General features: G+C 63.4%; 18 protein-coding genes. 5 read left to right on the top strand and 13 right to left on the bottom strand.

Going from position 1 to position 15,890, the window contains the following annotated elements; genetic code table 11:
* Positions 1-28 precede the first annotated feature (28 nt).
* Positions 29-460, top strand: coding sequence for a SufE family protein (locus tag ACDK93_RS13430; RefSeq protein ID WP_458069290.1), 432 nt, complete (start codon positions 29-31; stop codon positions 458-460).
* 93 nt (positions 461-553) lie between these two features.
* On the opposite strand, the gene ACDK93_RS13435 is transcribed toward ACDK93_RS13430, so the two are convergent.
* Together ACDK93_RS13435 and dksA are read right to left on the bottom strand one after the other, a co-directional pair.
* The gene (locus tag ACDK93_RS13435) at positions 554-1,885 is read right to left on the bottom strand and encodes an IS4 family transposase (RefSeq protein WP_458069291.1); all 1,332 of its coding nucleotides are present in this window, start codon (positions 1,883-1,885) and stop codon (positions 554-556) included.
* Between the two features lie 127 nt (positions 1,886-2,012).
* Entirely contained in the window at positions 2,013-3,203 is a 1,191-nt protein-coding gene (gene dksA / locus ACDK93_RS13440; protein WP_458069293.1) for an RNA polymerase-binding protein DksA, read from the bottom strand.
* Between the two features lie 115 nt (positions 3,204-3,318).
* On the opposite strand from dksA, the gene yidD reads away from it, so the two are divergent.
* The gene (yidD, locus tag ACDK93_RS13445; RefSeq protein ID WP_458069295.1) at positions 3,319-3,591 is read left to right on the top strand and encodes a membrane protein insertion efficiency factor YidD; all 273 of its coding nucleotides are present in this window, start codon (positions 3,319-3,321) and stop codon (positions 3,589-3,591) included.
* The gene (locus ACDK93_RS13450; RefSeq protein WP_458069297.1) at positions 3,581-4,429 is read left to right on the top strand and encodes a M23 family metallopeptidase; all 849 of its coding nucleotides are present in this window, start codon (positions 3,581-3,583) and stop codon (positions 4,427-4,429) included. The genes yidD and ACDK93_RS13450 overlap by 11 nt, the downstream gene beginning before the upstream one ends.
* A gap of 26 nt (positions 4,430-4,455) precedes the next feature.
* Here ACDK93_RS13450 and folE2 read toward each other — a convergent pair whose 3' ends face one another.
* The 7 genes from folE2 to efp all read right to left on the bottom strand — a co-directional run bounded on the left by folE2 (position 4,456) and on the right by efp (position 10,180).
* Positions 4,456-5,403 (bottom strand): GTP cyclohydrolase FolE2, encoded by a 948-nt coding sequence (gene folE2 / locus ACDK93_RS13455; RefSeq protein ID WP_458069298.1) that lies wholly within the window; start codon positions 5,401-5,403, stop codon positions 4,456-4,458.
* Positions 5,404-5,595: 192 nt separating this feature from the next.
* On the bottom strand, positions 5,596-6,441 hold the full coding sequence (locus ACDK93_RS13460; protein ID WP_458069300.1) for a squalene/phytoene synthase family protein: 846 nt from the start codon (positions 6,439-6,441) through the stop codon (positions 5,596-5,598).
* A gap of 1 nt (position 6,442) precedes the next feature.
* A complete protein-coding gene (gene gph, locus ACDK93_RS13465) occupies positions 6,443-7,114 on the bottom strand; it encodes a phosphoglycolate phosphatase (RefSeq protein ID WP_458072463.1) in 672 nt (223 codons plus the stop codon).
* Positions 7,115-7,125: 11 nt separating this feature from the next.
* Positions 7,126-7,848 carry a bifunctional 2-polyprenyl-6-hydroxyphenol methylase/3-demethylubiquinol 3-O-methyltransferase UbiG gene (gene ubiG / locus ACDK93_RS13470; protein WP_458069302.1) on the bottom strand — a complete coding sequence of 241 codons (723 nt, stop codon included), beginning with the start codon at positions 7,846-7,848 and terminating at the stop codon, positions 7,126-7,128.
* A 26-nt stretch (positions 7,849-7,874) separates the two neighbouring features.
* Positions 7,875-8,129 (bottom strand): YciI family protein, encoded by a 255-nt coding sequence (locus ACDK93_RS13475; RefSeq protein WP_458069304.1) that lies wholly within the window; start codon positions 8,127-8,129, stop codon positions 7,875-7,877.
* 25 nt (positions 8,130-8,154) lie between these two features.
* The gene (locus ACDK93_RS13480; RefSeq protein WP_458069305.1) at positions 8,155-9,483 is read right to left on the bottom strand and encodes a TRZ/ATZ family hydrolase; all 1,329 of its coding nucleotides are present in this window, start codon (positions 9,481-9,483) and stop codon (positions 8,155-8,157) included.
* Positions 9,484-9,601: 118 nt separating this feature from the next.
* Positions 9,602-10,180 (bottom strand): elongation factor P, encoded by a 579-nt coding sequence (efp, locus tag ACDK93_RS13485; protein ID WP_458069306.1) that lies wholly within the window; start codon positions 10,178-10,180, stop codon positions 9,602-9,604.
* Between the two features lie 98 nt (positions 10,181-10,278).
* On the opposite strand from efp, the gene epmB reads away from it, so the two are divergent.
* Positions 10,279-11,301 (top strand): EF-P beta-lysylation protein EpmB, encoded by a 1,023-nt coding sequence (gene epmB, locus ACDK93_RS13490; RefSeq protein WP_458069308.1) that lies wholly within the window; start codon positions 10,279-10,281, stop codon positions 11,299-11,301.
* Between the two features lie 146 nt (positions 11,302-11,447).
* Complete coding sequence (locus ACDK93_RS13495; protein WP_458069309.1) at positions 11,448-13,526, top strand: EAL domain-containing protein; 2,079 nt, start codon at positions 11,448-11,450, stop codon at positions 13,524-13,526.
* Between the two features lie 98 nt (positions 13,527-13,624).
* Here ACDK93_RS13495 and rplS read toward each other — a convergent pair whose 3' ends face one another.
* The 4 genes from rplS to rpsP form a co-directional block, all read right to left on the bottom strand.
* Positions 13,625-14,035, bottom strand: coding sequence for a 50S ribosomal protein L19 (rplS, locus tag ACDK93_RS13500; RefSeq protein WP_458069310.1), 411 nt, complete (start codon positions 14,033-14,035; stop codon positions 13,625-13,627).
* Between the two features lie 71 nt (positions 14,036-14,106).
* Positions 14,107-14,856, bottom strand: coding sequence for a tRNA (guanosine(37)-N1)-methyltransferase TrmD (gene trmD, locus ACDK93_RS13505; protein ID WP_458069311.1), 750 nt, complete (start codon positions 14,854-14,856; stop codon positions 14,107-14,109).
* A gap of 61 nt (positions 14,857-14,917) precedes the next feature.
* Entirely contained in the window at positions 14,918-15,433 is a 516-nt protein-coding gene (gene rimM / locus ACDK93_RS13510) for a ribosome maturation factor RimM (RefSeq protein WP_458069313.1), read from the bottom strand.
* A 2-nt stretch (positions 15,434-15,435) separates the two neighbouring features.
* Positions 15,436-15,690, bottom strand: a complete 255-nt coding sequence (rpsP, locus tag ACDK93_RS13515) for a 30S ribosomal protein S16 (protein ID WP_458069314.1) — start codon at positions 15,688-15,690, stop codon at positions 15,436-15,438.
* Between the last annotated feature and the right edge of the window lie 200 nt (positions 15,691-15,890).

The raw sequence follows: 15,890 nt of genomic DNA on the forward strand, positions 1-15,890 counted from the left end.
TTCACCCGAAGCGCGCGATAATGCCGTCATGACTACACATGCAACCACCAGCGCTACCGAAGCGCAGCGCGAGATCGCCGAAGAGTTCGCCTTTTTCGGCGACTGGACCGAGCGTTACCAGTACTTGATCGATCTGGGCAAGCAGCTGCCGCCCTTCCCCGAGGAATGGAAAACCGAAAGCTATCGCGTGCACGGCTGCCAGTCGATGGTGTGGCTGGTGCCCGGCGGAGACGCGGCAAGCATGCACTTCGACGCGATCAGCGACTCGGCCATCGTATCGGGCCTGATCGCTCTGGTGCTGCGCGTTTACTCCGACCGCTCGGCGCAGGAGATCGTTGATACCGAGCCGAAGTTTATCGGCACCATTGGCTTGGCCAAGCATCTGTCGCCGACGCGCTCCAATGGACTAGCCGCCATGCTGAGCCAGCTGAAGCAATACGCGGCGCAGGCGTTGAGGTAAGTCGGATCCTTCGTCACCGCGATACATGCGTCGAACGCTCAGCTCTCACTAACCGATAAGCAAAAAAAGCCCCGCATTCAGGCGTAATGCTGTTCACTTAAGCGGAGCAGCCTTTCGATTCACGGGGTAGCGAGTCTTGGATATTTTGACGGACCTTGGCCTGGAAGGCCGAGGTCGTCTATTCAGAAACAGGTTGCCGATTCCGGCCCTGAGTTGAGCCAGTCGCACTCCGGTGCGTGATAGAGGTTGCGCTGCCGCCATGACAATGAGTTGGGCGGCGATGTATTGATAGGCGAACTTGAAGCGCACTCGGGCTGGCTCTTGGCCGTGCGCTACGGCGGCCTGACTGGCCTCGCGACGGATCACGTTGTAGCCCAGGAGCAAACCCCAGACTTCCTGATAGATCAACGCGACGGTCTTGCTGCGCAGCGTGACGGCATTGTGTTGCAGGGAGCTCTTGATGTCCCGGAAGCCCAACTCGATTTCCCAGCGCTCCCGATACAACTGTGCAACGGCTTCGCTGGAGTAGTGCTCGGCTGGCAGCGAGGTGTAGACCGTTCTTCGCTGTCCCTTGTGCATGTAGCTCACGGCTCGCACTTCCCAGACCGCAGGCAGTTCGGGGTTACGTTTGCGTGCCTGCGGCGAGACCTTCATCTGCACCCACTGATCATCGGCGTGGTAAGTCTCCCGTGTCTCGCACACCAGATTTTTGCGAGCAGGAATCAGCCAATGCCGTTGTTGGCCGCCACCGGCCAGACGCAGCAGCAGGTCAGCGCTCCAGAAGCCCTTGTCCAACAGGGTGATTGAGCGGTCCGGTATGCGGTCGATGAACTCATCGGCCAAGCGAATTTCGCTGCGCCGATAAGGACTAAGCTGGGCATCCAGCATGACGTGCGAACGGACATTCATCAGGGCGACCAGTCGCATCATCGGGAACGGTGTCTGGCGATCGGTGCTGGTATTGCCCGAGCCGAAGTGTTCACGCAATGCCGGGGTGTCCGGGGTGCGCAACACCGCGCCATCGGCGGCCAGCACCTGCAAGCCGTGCCAGTCATCGCCGGGATAGCGCTCCTTGCCCCAGCACTCGCCGGTCTGACGGAACAGGCATTGCAGCGGCTCGGCGCCAAGGCGCTGACGCGCCTGAGAGACGCCACTGCGCGCCAACAGACTGTCGCTGGCCAAGCCTTGTGCGCAGATGTTCAGCCGACGAGCCACCTCCGAGATCGGCTCGTTACGAAACAGTGCCATGCCCAGCACCAGCCACAGCACCTGATCTGACGGCAAACGCCGGCGGCGAATTGTGGCCGAGGAGGAAAGAGCCAGCGCCGAGGCTACCCACTCGACCGGAATATGCTGCGCGAAGGTACTCAGATCAGAGAACGAGTGCAGCTCATCGATATCAAACAGAACACTTTGCAGGGACACAAAAAAATCCGGCCTTCAACAGGTGAAGGCCGGATTCTTGGGACGCCTTGGCTACGATGCAATGCTTAAGTGAACAGCATTACGCATTCAGGCGGGGCTTTTTGTATGAACGAGTATTGCAGCAAGCTCAGTCGCCCATCTGCTTCTGCAAGTGCTCGCGACGCTCCTGCGCATCGAGCGACAGCGTGGCGATGGGGCGCGCGTCGAGACGCTCCACGCCGATCTCCTCGTCGGTTTCTTCGCAGAAGCCGTAGCTGCCGTCTTCGATGCGGCGCAGGGCCTTGTCGATCTTGGAGATCAGCTTGCGGTAGCGATCGCGGGTGCGCAGCTCGAGCGAATTTTCCGTTTCGCGCGTGGCGCGCTCGGCTTCGTCGCCCACGTCGCGCACTTCGTCACGCAGGTTGTCCATGGTCTGGCGCGACTCTTCCACGAGCTGGTCGCGCCAGTCGCGAAGCTTGTTACGGAAGTAGGCCAGGTGCTCGGGGTTCATGTACTCCTCTTTGCTGGAGGGTTTGTAACCCTTCGGCAACACAATCACGCTGGTCGCGGGTAATGCGTAACGCCCGTCTTCGCGGGTGACGCCGTTATCGAGTTTTTTCGTAGCCAATTTATTCATTGATGATGACGAGTTTTTCTGATTTTTGTTGGGGGAAGCATGGTGCGGATCGGCTTCGTCAGCGCGAGGCTTCACCATGGCGGTAGCACTGGCGACCTTGCCTTTGAAAAGGTTGGTCGCCGAGGCCGTGGATGCGTTCCTGGGTGCAGCAGCGGGGGCTGCCTTTTCCACCGACTTGGCCGGCGTTGCTTTCACCGCGGCAGCTTTGCTGACAACGGCAGGTTGCGCGACCGGCTTGGTGGCCGGCTTGACCGGAGCCGGCGCTTTTTTGGCGGGAGGCGCGGCATGGGTTTTTGCTGGAGCTGCCTTGGCCACCGGCTTCGGTGCCGGCGCTTTCTTTGCAGGTGCGGCTTTGGGAGCTGGTTTTTTCACTATTACCTTTTTCGGTGCGGCTTTCTGGGCGACGGGCTTTTGGGAAAGGATGGCTTTTTTGGGTTGCGGTTTGGCGACGGCCTTTTTCACGGCGGACTTGGCGGCCGGTTTCTTGGCAGCGACCGGTTTCGCCACCGGCTTTTTCGCCGCCGCTTTCTTGACCGGCTTTGCAGCCGGCGTTTTCTTCGCAGGTACCTTGCTAGCGCTCTTCACGGCTGATCCTTTTTTCTGAGCTGCCTTCGACGCTCCGCCTTTGCCAGCATGCGCCTTGGCCGAAGTCGTTCCTTTTTGCGCCTTGGCGGCGTTTGAACTACGCGTCGTATTCGCCATATCCCTTCACCGTTTCGGCCGTGACGACCGGGTGTTATAGCCCAAAGTGTTTACCACCAGCAAGCTCGCATCTGGAATAATCGCGCCACTAGACGCTGTACTTCGTGCCGGCAACGTGAATTCCCCTACCCGATTGATACTGTGGCTGCTCCGTCTGTACAAGCGCTGGATCAGTCCACTGCTCGGCAAACGCTGCCGCTTCCATCCCAGCTGTTCGGATTATGCACGCATTGCCGTGCTGCGCTTTGGTCCATGGCGCGGCAGCCTGCTGTCCGGCTGGCGGCTGCTGCGCTGCCAGCCGTTCTGCCACGGCGGCGACGATCCGGTGCCCGATCACTTCCACTATGCACCATGCCGCGCCCCGGAGGACTCAGCCGATGCCCCGTAACCGGCTGACCACGAAGTTCGCTCTTGTACTCGCGCTGTTGATCGGTCTTTTGCACTGCGGATCCTCGCTCGCAGGCAGCCCTGTGGCCAGCAGCCTTCCCGACACGCTGTCGCAGGGTGGTCTGGTGGTTGTAAGACTCAAGCCCGGCAGCCGGCTCGACGTCGCCGGCAAACGCGTGCATGTCGGCGACGACGGCGTAGCCGTTTTTGGCGCCGGTCGCGACGAGCACGGCCCGCTGGCGGTCAGCGTCGTCGAGCCGGACGGCCTGCGGCGCGATACCCTCATCGCCATCGCGCCGCGCGACTGGCCGATCGAGTACGTCAACGGCGTGCCGCCGGCCACGGTGAACCCGCCGCCAGCGCTCGCCGCCCGCATCGAGCGCGAACAGGCCGCGGTGACGGCGGTCCGCAGCCGCGACGACGACCGCGAAGATTTCCTCAGCGGATTCATTTGGCCGGTGCAGGGCCGCATCAGCGGCCGATTCGGCAACCAGCGTGTCTACAACGGCGACCCGAAAGCGCCGCACTCCGGCATGGACATCGCCGTGCCGCAGGGCACACCGGTGCGAGCGCCCGCCGCCGGCATCGTCACCTTCGCCCAGCCGGACCTTTACCTCACCGGCGGCACCATCGTGCTCGACCACGGCTTCGGCCTCAGCTCCAACTTTCTGCACCTGTCCAACCTGGAGGTGACGGTCGGCCAACGCGTCAGCCAGGGGCAAGTCATCGCCCGGTCAGGTATGACCGGCCGAGTGACCGGCCCGCACCTGCACTGGGGCTTCAACTGGTTCGGCGTGAGGCTCGATCCGCTGCTGCTGCCCGGGATCGCGACGCCTTGAGACAGCGGCGCGCAGCTCGATGCGAATTACGGCGTCGAGCCGAAACCACCTTCCACGCCCTTGCTGGCATAGGCCACCGCATCGTGCGGATGCAGGCTTTCCTGATGTTCGACGCGAACGTGGAAGTCGCTGAGCCGCGGGTCGGCATAGAGCGCTTTCTGGATGCGTCGCGCGGCGTCTTCGCAGAACATCAGATTGCTGCCGTTGGCCAAGGCGAAGGCCTGTTCGTCCTCGCGCTTGACCGCAGTCTGCACCGGCGTGCCCAGCGCGTGCTCGACGCGGTCGATCAGGTCGATCAAATTCAGCCCTACGCCAACGCTGGGGCGCACGCGCAGGCAGGCGACGCTGCGCTGCGCATGCGGTGTGGCGACGATGCCCTGCTCGCTGCCGAGCCAGGCCAGCACGGCCGCGGCATCGATCGGCTTACCGGCGTCGAAGTCTTTCGAAAACTGGTCCTGAATCAGCTGACGCGATAGCGCGGCCGAGGCCGGACAGGTCGAGGAGTAAACGACCTCGGTGCCGAGCTCCAGCAGAAAGCTATCGCCGGTAAGGCTCGCCTCGATCGTCACCGGATAGGAGCGCCAGCCGCTGTTGTCACTGCGCAGCGCGGGGCGGCGCACCAGCTGTTCGAACTTGACGCTGAGGCAGGCGCGGTCGGAGAGATCCTTGTGCGACTCCAGAAAGCCGCGCAGCAGCTGCTGCAGCGTATCGACCGTGAGCGGCTGCGCGCTGAGCACCTGCTCGACCTGCAGATACAGCCGCGACATATGGATGCCGCGCTTGTCCGGCCGCTTCAGATTGACGAAGGCGCCGACCTTGGCGCTGGTGCGATGCACTTCGCCGTCACCGGCGTCGAAATGCACGGGCACCTGGATATCGGCCATGCCGACCCAGTCGAGCGCGCCGGCCAGATGGGGCTGCGCATGCACGGCGACGTCGGGCAGCAGGCGGGCGGTATTTTCCTGATTTGACATGGATCAATCCTGACAGCGGCGGGTAGTTGGCCGCGAGAGCGGTGAATCTTGGGGCAAGCCTTGCTTCACGCAATAGTGGCCTGCTGGAAACGGTGCGTCTCGCAGAAGGCCCGAACCGACCCGCCCGCGTCCCGCATACCGAACATCATAACGACGGTATCTGTCCGTCCGATGTCGGCCGTGATGGGCGATTCAGCCCGCGTGCCGCCGCCAGGCGCGCGCCGCGGACCAGGCTTGCAGCGTGGTGGCAAGCCCGCTGCGCGGCTGCCCCGCCTGCAACGCGGCGAGCGAATCCGACGCGCGTGCGGCATTTTGCGTCAGTCGGCTGCCGTGCCGCGATTCCAGCGCGCGAAACACGCTGAGCGGCCCGGGCAATCGGGCCGATTCACGCCAGCTGACCAGCAAATCATCGAGTTGCGCCTTTACCGCTTGCTGGCGCGCGTCGCTTGATGCGCGCAGCTGGGCGCGGCTCAGTCCGTAACGCGCCATGCGCGACATCGGCAGCGGCAGCCGATCGCGCTCGGCATCCGTCTGCAGCCGCAGCAGCGCGTACAGCAGATGATTGAGTGCCGCGACGCGCGAGGCACGCTCCGCAGAAGCCTCGGGCCCGAACCACCAGGCTGTTTCCAGCGCGGCCAGCGCGCCGTGGAGAGGCTCCGCCGCGACTATCTGTGCCGAAAAGTCTGCCGCGGTGCCCTGCTCCAGCTGCGCCATCGCCGCCAGCACGGGCGCCAACCAACGCTCGCCGTCGATCGCGTGCGCCCGCTCGTCGTCAAAGATCACCTGAGTCAGCGGATGACGTCCGCCGCTGGTGGCCGCGCCGGATAATTCTTCAGCCCACCAGTTGAGCTTGGCCACGGCAACCTGCGGCTCGCGGATGCCATAGGCCGCGGCAAGCAGTTCCTGCTCCAGCGCCGCCAGCGCGATATGACCGGGGTATTGCCGCCCGTCGACGAAGGCGAGCGCCACGCGCTGCTGCGGCTGCACCGCCAGCCACTTGTCGATGAAGCTCTGCAGCTTGGCGCTTTGTTCGACCATGTCAGGCCTGCAGCCGCAGCAGCTCGGCCAGCTGGTCCGGATGATCGACCACCGCGTCGGCGCCCCAGGTGTGCGGATCGCCGCCGTCCAGGTAGCCCCAGCTCACCGCAACGGTGTAAAGGCCCGCGGCAGCACCGGCCTGGATGTCGCGCCGATCGTCGCCGACGAAGACGCCGTGCGCAGGCTTCAGCCCCGCGCGCTCACAGGCCAGCAGCACCGGCGCGGGATCGGGTTTTTTCACCGGCAGCGTGTCGCCGGAAACCACCGCATGCGCGCGGCCGCCCCAGCCGATGCGCACCAGCAGATCGTCGGTGAGAAACGCCGCCTTGTTGGTAACGACGCCCCAGCGCATGCCTCGCGTTTCGATACGTTCCAGCAGGGCGTCGATGCCGTCGAAGGTGGTCGTCTGCTCGCCCATCACGCGCTGGTAGATATCCAGATAGCGCGGCACCAGCGCTTCGATCGCCGGCTTGCCGCGGTCTTCAAACGCGCAGCGCAGCACGGCCCGCGCGCCGCGTGACACCACGGCACGCACGGGGGCATAAGGTGGCGGGGATATGTTCTCTTCGCCGCATTGGACGACCAGCGCGGCGTAGAGATCCGGCGCGCTGTCGAGCAAGGTGCCGTCGAGATCGAACAGCACGCCATCGATGGTGTCGGGCAACGATTTCAGCGCGTTTGATTTCATAAGGGCTTTTGCGCGCACAGAATGTAATTGACCGCGGTGATGCGGCTCAGCCACGCTTTGCGGCTGAGCGGGTTGTAGGCAAGGCCAGAAACCTCTTCCAGCTCAAGCCCGGTGTGACGAAGCAGGCGCCCCAGCTCGGATGGCTTGAGAAACTGCGCGTAGTGATGCGTGCCCTTGGGCAGCATGCGCATCACGTATTCGGCGCCGAGAATCGCCGCACCAAAAGACGCGGGCGTGCGATTCAGGGTGGACATGAACAGCCAGCCGCCGGGTTTGAGCAGCGTGGCCAGATCCTGCACCAGCGCCGCCGGATCGGGCACGTGCTCGATCAGCTCCATGCAGCACACCGCGTCGAAAGCTGCGGGTTCGGCGGCCGCCAGCTCGGACGACGACTGCACCCGGTAGTCGACGCTGAGGTTGGACTCGTACAGATGCAGCCTGGCGATGTCGATCACCTTCTGGCTCAGATCGATGCCGGTGACCTGGGCGCCGGCGCGCGCCAGCGCCTCGCTGAGCAGGCCGCCACCGCAGCCGACGTCGGCCACGCGCGCGCCGCGCAGGTCGACGTGTTTGGCGACGTACGCCGCACGCACCGGATTCAGATCATGCAGCGGGCGCGATTCGCCGTCCGGGTCCCACCAGCGTGCGGCGAGCTTGTCGAAATGGGCAATTTCTTCGGCGCTTACATTGGCGCCGGCGTGCGGGTCGGTCTGCATCATCGAATTCTCCGGAACAGGACGCGAGTTTAGCGGGCTGCCCATTCGTACAGCGTGATATCCCAGCCGCCGCTGGTATGCGCCGGATCGCGATGGGCGATTGCCTGCGCCTCGGTAAGATCCTCGGCAAGCAAGAGATACGCACCACCCGACTTGTCGCCGAACGGGCCGGACAATTCGATCCGCCCCTGAGTGCGCAGGTCCTCAAGAAACCGCTGATGCAGCGGCACCACGGCGGCATCGAAACTGGCGCGACGCATGGCGAGGACGAGATAACGATGCATGCTGGCTCCGGTGTCCAATGGCAACTCAATGCGCGGCGATGCGTTCGCGCCAGGCGCGCGTTCGGGCAATCACTGCGTCGGTATCGATGTTCAGCAGGACGCGATTGGCGAGCTTGCGCCGACCGGCAATCCACACGTCGCTGACCTGATGACGCCCGGCCGCGTAGACCAGCTGCGACACCACATGAAACATCGGCTGCGTTTCCAGATCGCTCAACCGTACCGCCGCAAGATCGGCCTGCTTGCCGACTTCGATGGAACCGATTTTCGCTTCCAGGCCAATCGCCTTTGCGCCGTTGAGCGTGGCCGCGCGTAGCGTATAGCTCGCATCGAAAGCCGCCGCATCGTCGGCGACCGCCTTGGCCATCAGCGCGGCGCTGCGCATCTCGCCAAACATGTCCAGGTCGTTGTTCGAGGCGCAGCCGTCGGTGCCGATCGCCACATTGACGCCGGCGCGGCGCAGCTTTTCCGCAGGGCAAAACCCCGAGGCCAGCTTCATGTTCGACTCCGCGCAATGCACCACCGACACGCCAGATTCGGCGCAGACGGCGATCTCGCCGTCGGTGAGCTGGGTCATGTGCACGGCGATCAAACGGTCGTTAATCAGGCCCAGTTTCTGCAGGCGCTGGAATGGGCGCAGGCCGCTCTTTTTCTTTTCTTCCTCAACTTCGTGCGCGGTTTCATGCGTATGCAGATGCACCGGAATATCCAGCTGATCGGACAGCACGCGGATGCGCTTGAAGCTCTCGTCGGACACCGTATACGGCGCATGCGGCGCGAAGGCGGTGGTGATTAACGCCTCGCCAAGAAAGCTGTCATGCACTTCACCGGCACGTTCGAAATATTCGTCGTCGCTTTTTGCCCAGGCAGTCGGGAAATCGATCACCGGCAAACCGACCACCGCGCGAAAGCCGAGCTGGCGATACGTGGCGCCGATCACGTCGGGGAAAAAATAGTTCTCGTTGACGCAGGTGGTGCCGCCGCGCAGCATCTCGGCCACGGCCAGCTCCACGCCATCGCGCACGAACTCCGGCCCGATGACCTTGGCCTCGGCCGGCCAGATGTGCTGCTGCAGCCAAACCATCAGCGGCAGATCGTCGGCCAGGCCGCGCAGCAGGGTCATGGGATTGTGCGTGTGGCTGTTGATGAGGCCGGGAATCAGCGCGTGCTCGCTGAGCTCGACGCGTTCGCGCGGCGCATAGCGCGCACGCGCCTGGGCGATCGGCAGCAGCGCGACGATCCGGTCGCCGTTCACCGCGACGGCGTGATCTTCCAGCACCACCGCGTGCGGTTCCACCGGTACCACCCAGCGCGCCTCGATCAGAAGGTCGATCGGCTGCAAAGTTTCACTCATCGTAGGCTCGCTCCCGTGGGCCGCTGGTTGGTCCGGAGTTTATAAAACAAGAGGCGGCACGTCCTGCGACGTCCGCCCCTCGATGCTGACGCTCCGGCATGACCGGAGCTTGACGCGCTTACTTGACGCGGCTGTCGTACTCGCCGGTGCGGGTATCGACCTTGATGATTTCGTCCTGGTTGACGAACAGCGGCACGCGCACCACGGCGCCGGTTTCCAGCGTGGCCGGCTTGCCGCCACCGCCGGAGGTGTCGCCGCGCACGCCCGGATCGGTCTGCACGATCTTCAGCTCGACGAACTTTGGCGGCTGCACCGCAACGATCTGCCCGTTGAACAGGGTGACCACGCACTCCTCCTCACCCTTGAGCCACTTCCAGGCGTCGCCCATCGCGGTCAGCGGGGCCTGCGCCATCTCGAAGGTCTCCATCTGCATGAAGTTCCACACGCGGTCCTTACCGACGCCGTCGATGAAAGACAGCTGCATATCGGTATCAGCCACGTCGGCTTCCTCGAACGAGTCGCTGGACTTCAGCGTCTGCTCGGTGGTGCGGCCATCCTTCAGGTTGCGGATGCGGATGCGGGTGAAGGCCTGACCCTTGCCCGGCTTGACGAAGTCGGCTTCGGTGATGATCCATGGATCACCGTTGTGAAGAATCTTCTTGCCCGTTTTGACATCATTGAGGCCAAGGGTCGCCATGCATTTCGCTCCGAAAAAGAAGAAGTGACATCAAACCGCTGCCATCAGCGGCTAAAATAATAGGTCAGTCGGGCAACACGCCCGCACCGAGGCCGCACATGATACCTGCAAGCACCGCCGCCCGCCTAACCTCAGCCACCGGCACCGAGGGCGGCGACTGGCGTCACCACTGGCGCGATGCGGTCACGGAGCCCGACGAGTTGCTCGCCCTGCTCGGCCTGCAGCAGCTGGCGACCCGGCTGCCTGCCGAGGATGCCGGCTTCGCGCTGCGTGTGCCGCGCGGTTTTGTGCGACGTATGCGCCACGGCGACGCGCGCGACCCGCTGTTGCTGCAGGTGCTGCCTCAGCTCGCCGAGCTCGATGACGTACCCGGCTTCGTCACGGACGCGGTGGGCGACATGGACGCCCGCGCCGCCCACGGCGTGCTGCACAAATACCATGGCCGCGCGCTGCTGATCGCCAGCGGCAGCTGTGCGATCAACTGCCGCTACTGCTTCCGCCGGCACTTCCCCTACGCCGAAGAAATGGCCGCCGCCGGCCAGTGGCGGCAGGCGCTGGCCCATCTGCGCGAGGACAGCTCGATCACCGAACTGATTCTCTCCGGCGGCGATCCGCTGGCGCTGGCGACCGCAAAACTGGAAGAGCTGAGCGCCGGGCTGGCCGACATTCCTCACGTCACCCGGCTGCGCATCCACACGCGGCTGCCGGTGGTGCTCCCCGAGCGGGTCGACGCCGCCCTGCTGGCATGGCTGGCCGCGTTGCCGTTGCAGAAAGTCATCGTGCTGCATGCCAACCACGCCAACGAATTCGATGTCGGCGTCGACCGCGCTTGCGCGCAACTGCGCGAGGCGGGCGTCACATTGCTCAATCAGGCGGTGCTGCTGCGCGGGATCAACGACAGCACCGATGCGCTGGCCGAACTATCCGAGCGACTGTTTGCCGCGGGCGTGCTGCCGTATTACCTGCACCAGCTCGATCGGGTGCAGGGTGCCGCGCATTTCGAAGTGGATGACGCCCGCGCGCTGGATCTTGTGAAGAACCTGCGTGCCAGGTTGCCCGGCTATCTGGTTCCCACGCTGGTCCGCGAAGTGGGCGGCGAGGCCTCGAAGCTGCCGCTGTAGTTTCTGTGCAACTTTCCACGGCGACGCTTTTTGCTGGCGGCTGCGGGAAGAATCCGCTACAAACACAGGCATGAATGTGGTCAGCCGGATGCGCCGGAAACCAGCCAGGTAGAGTCAGCGGTGCCCAACGGACAGTTCGACGCCTCATGAAAAAAGATTACGTCATCAAGATCCTCTTCATCGAGAACTCGCTCGAAGAGGCCGAACAGATCATCAGCCTGATGCGCAACAGCGGCATCGCCGTGCGCCCGGCCCGCGCCACCAGCGCCGAGCAGCTGCAGAAGGCGATCGACGAGCTGGAGCCGGACATCGTGATGTTCGACCCGTCGATCAAGGGTCTGGCGTTGCGCGAAGTCGTGCAGGCGCTGGACGCGAACGGCCGCGACTACTCGATCATCGGCCTGCTGGACAAGGTGGACGGCCAGCAGGTGGCTGATCTTTTCGTGGCCGGCGCCCGCGGCGTCGCGCCGCGCAATCAGCCCAAGCAGCTGATCATCGTGCTGCAGCGCGAATTCGAGGCCTTGCAGACGCGCCGGCAGGTGCGCCGGCTGGAAACCTCGCTGCGCGAATCCGAGCGTCGTTGCGATGCGCTGCTGGACTCGTCCAACGACGCCATCGCCTACGTCCACGAAGGCATGCACGTGCGCGCCAATCAGGCCTACCTGGACAATTTCGGCTATCTCAGCTTCGATGACCTGCTCGGGCTGCCCGTGATGGACATGGTGGATTCGGCCAATGCTGATGAATTCAAGCTGCTGCTGAAGGGCCACGCCCGGCACGAAAAAGTGCCCTCGCAAATGGCGCTGCACGCGCGTCGCGCCGACGGCAGCCAGTTCGAGGCCACCGTGGAATTTGCCCCGGCCACGTTCGAGGGCGAGCCCTGCCTGCAGATCGTATTCCGCCGGCAGCAGGTCGATCCGGCCGTCCTCGAGCAGCTGCAGCGTGATCCCGTGACGGGCCTGTTCAACCGTTCACGCATGCTCGAGTGTGTGGACAACGCGGTCGCCAGCGCCACCAACGGCAAGAAGGGGCAGTCTCTGCTGCTGGTGGAACCGGACAACTGGAAAGCGCTGGTGGCCGGCATCGGCCTGAGCAAGGCCGATGAGCTGCTCGCCGCGTTCGCCGGTCGCGTGCGCATGCTGCTCGGTACCGACGACGTCGCGGGCATGTTGGCGGAGCACACCTTCGGTATCGTGCTCGATTCGCGCGAAGACGACGCCGTCAGGGATTGGATTGCCAGATTGCAGGAAAGCATCAGCACGGAAATCTTCGACGCAGGCGAACGCTCATTGAGCCTTACCGCCAGCATCGGCGGCAGCCTGCTGGGCGAAAAGAACGCCAATGCCGATCAGCTGCTCAACGAAGCCAGCCAGGCACTGCGCATGGCGCAGAGCCTGGGCGGCAACAAGGTCGAATTGAACGATCCCGCCGCCGGCGAAAAAGCCGATCAGGAGCGCGACCTCTATTGGCTCGACCTGCTCAAAGAATCGCTGGAGAAAAACGGCCTGGTGCTCTATCACCAGCAGATCATCAGCCTGCAGGACGCCGAAGGCGAGTATTCGGAAATCCTGCTGCGCATGAACGGGCCGAAGGGCGAAGTCATGCCGGCCTTCTTCATGCCGATCGCCGAAAAGAACAAGCTCAACAGCGCCATCGATCGCTGGGTGCTGCACCGGATCATCAGCGCGCTGCAGATTCGCGAAAGCCAGGGCATCCACACCACGTTTTTCGTCAAGCTGACCGCCGACTCGATCAGCGACGAAACCCTGCTGCCCTGGCTGGCCGAGCGACTCAAGCGGGCGGCGCTCAAGCATGGGCGCATCGTGCTGGAAATGACTGAAAGCAAGATCATGACCATGCTTCGGCCGGCGCAGGAATTCGTCAATGGCTGGAAAAAACTGGGCGGACAGTTTGCGCTGGAGCAGTTCGGCTCGGGCCTGAACTCGTTCCAGTTGCTCAACCATATCGATGCGGATTACCTGAAGATCGACCGCAGCTACATGGCCGATTTGCCGCAGCACGCGGAGAGCCAGAAGAAAATCGCCGAGATTTGCGAACAAGCGAAAGCGCTCAATCGCCAGACCATTGCCGAGTGGGTGGAGGATGCCACCAGCACCTCGCTGCTGTTCGCTTGCGGCGTGGACTTCGTGCAGGGCAACTTCCTGCAGATACCGCAGAGGCTGACCTCTTCCGGCAGCGTCGTCATGCAGGCGGTCGGCAACTGACCGAGCCGCGAGTTGTTCAGAAACGTAAAAAGCCCGCAGATCGCTCCGCGGGCTTTTTGTTGTGCCAGACGATCCCGGGCGGGATCGTCCGAACGTTCTTACTCGGCGCTGGAAGCGGCAGCGGCAGCCTTGGCTTTGTTCGCGGCCTTGGCAGCAGCGGCGGCGGCCACGTCTTCCTTGATGCGGGCAGCCTTGCCTTCCAGACCACGCAGGTAATACAGCTTGGCGCCGCGGACCTTGCCCTTGCGCTTCACGGTGACCGAATCGATCGCCTGGCTATGCGACTGGAACACGCGCTCCACCCCGGTGCCGTGCGAAATCTTGCGCACGGTGAAGGCCGAATGCAGGCCGCGGCTGCGACGGGCGATGACGATGCCCTCGAACGCCTGCACGCGCTCGCGGTTGCCTTCCTTCACCTTGACGTTGACGACCACGGTATCGCCGGGGCCGAATTCCGGCAGCTGGCGGGTAATCTGCTCGGCTTCGAACTGTTCAATGATCTTGTTCATGGCAACCTCTGGGTTTTTGCGCTCATCCCTGATCGCAAGAATCAATCAGCGGCCATCCATGGCCGCACTATTTAATTTCGAGCCGTCACGTATTCGCGACGGAATTCATCTAGCAGCGCACGGGATTCAGCATCCAGTACCCGCTGCGCCAACAGCTCCGGGCGGCGCAACCAGGTTCGTCCCAGCGACTGCTTGTGGCGCCAGCGGGCAATGGCCGCATGGTCACCGGAAAGCAGAACCTCCGGTACCGAACCCAGCGCATCGTGCACCGGTTTCGCATAGTGCGGACAATCGAGCAGGCCATCCGAAAATGAATCCTGTTCGGCCGACTGCGCATCGTTCAATGCACCGTCCTGCAAGCGACCCACCGCGTCGATGATCACCGCCGCCGCCAACTCGCCACCTGACAGCACATAATCGCCGATCGACAGCTCTTCGTCGACCTCGTGCGCCAGCAGACGTTCGTCCACACCTTCATAACGCCCGCAAAGCAGAGCGATGCGCGGCAACTTCGCCAGCGCTTCTACCCTGCCCTGCGTCAGCCGCGCTCCTTGCGGACTTAGATAAATCACGTGCGCCGGTTCCGGCGCCGCATTGCGAACAACCTCAAGGGTTTTACGCAACGGTTCAATCAACATCACCATACCGGGACCGCCACCGTAGGAGCTGCTGTCCACCGTACGGTGCCGATCGGTGGTGTAGTCGCGCGGGTTCCAGGTTTCCACCTGCAGCAGCTTGCGCTGCTGCGCGCGTCCTACCACACCTACCGCAGCACACTCGCGCACGAAGTCGGGAAACAGAGTAACGACGTCGATACGCACAATGCTTGACCTCGGTATCGGCTTTTTGCGTTCCCAACTCTATTGTCGCCGTCCGGCGACCTCAGAATTCAGGATCCCAATCCACCACCATGCGTTTTGCGGACATGTCCACCGAACGCACGTACGAACCCTGGATAAAAGGAATGAGCCGCTCGCGCGCACCATCCCGAACTACCACGACATCATTGGCGCCGGTCGCGAACAGGTGACTGACCCGACCCAGCGGCACATCCTGCGTGGTGACAACCTCAAGGCCCTCGAGATCGACCCAGTAATACTCATCCTTGCCAGGCGGCGGCAGCTGCTCGCGAGCGACGTGGATATCCATGCCGATCAGCGCGGCGGCCTGCTCGCGATCGTCGATACCGGGCAGTTGGGCCACCATGCCCTTGCCCTGCTGACGACCTTTCGCACCCGCGATCTGCGTTTCCGCGCCGGACTCTGTGCTGAGCAGCCACGGCTGGTAATCGAAGATCTTCATGCGCGGCTCGGCCCAGGATTCGATCTTGAGCCAGCCCTGCACGCCATACAGTCCGACGATGCGTCCGATAAGGACGCGCCGACCGGATTCACTCACGCTCAGGCAGCCTGCTGCTTACCAGCTTCCTTCACCAGCGCGGCAACCTTGTCGCTCAGCTGGGCGCCCTTGCCGACCCATTCCTTGACGCGATCGACGTTCAGCTCAAGGCGCTTGTCCTTGCCTGCCGCAACCGGGTTGTAATAGCCGATGTTCTCGATGTTGCGGCCGTCGCGCTTGTTGCGCTGATCGGTGACGACAACGTGGTAGAACGGACGGCCCTTGGCGCCGCCGCGCGAAAGACGAATCTTAACCATAGTAAAGCTCCAGAATTGCCGGATATCGGCAGGCGCACGAGAGACGTGCGCGGTAAACGAAGCATTTTAGCGGTTTTTCGCCAAAAGGGAATAGCTGGGTGAATCGCGGAACGGGGAACGGGGAACGGGGAACGGGGAACGGGGAACGGGGAACGGGGAACGGGGATGAGCGTAACTGCCAAAAGCCCGAAATAAGAAAA

The organism is Rhodanobacter sp. BL-MT-08, assembly GCF_054161255.1.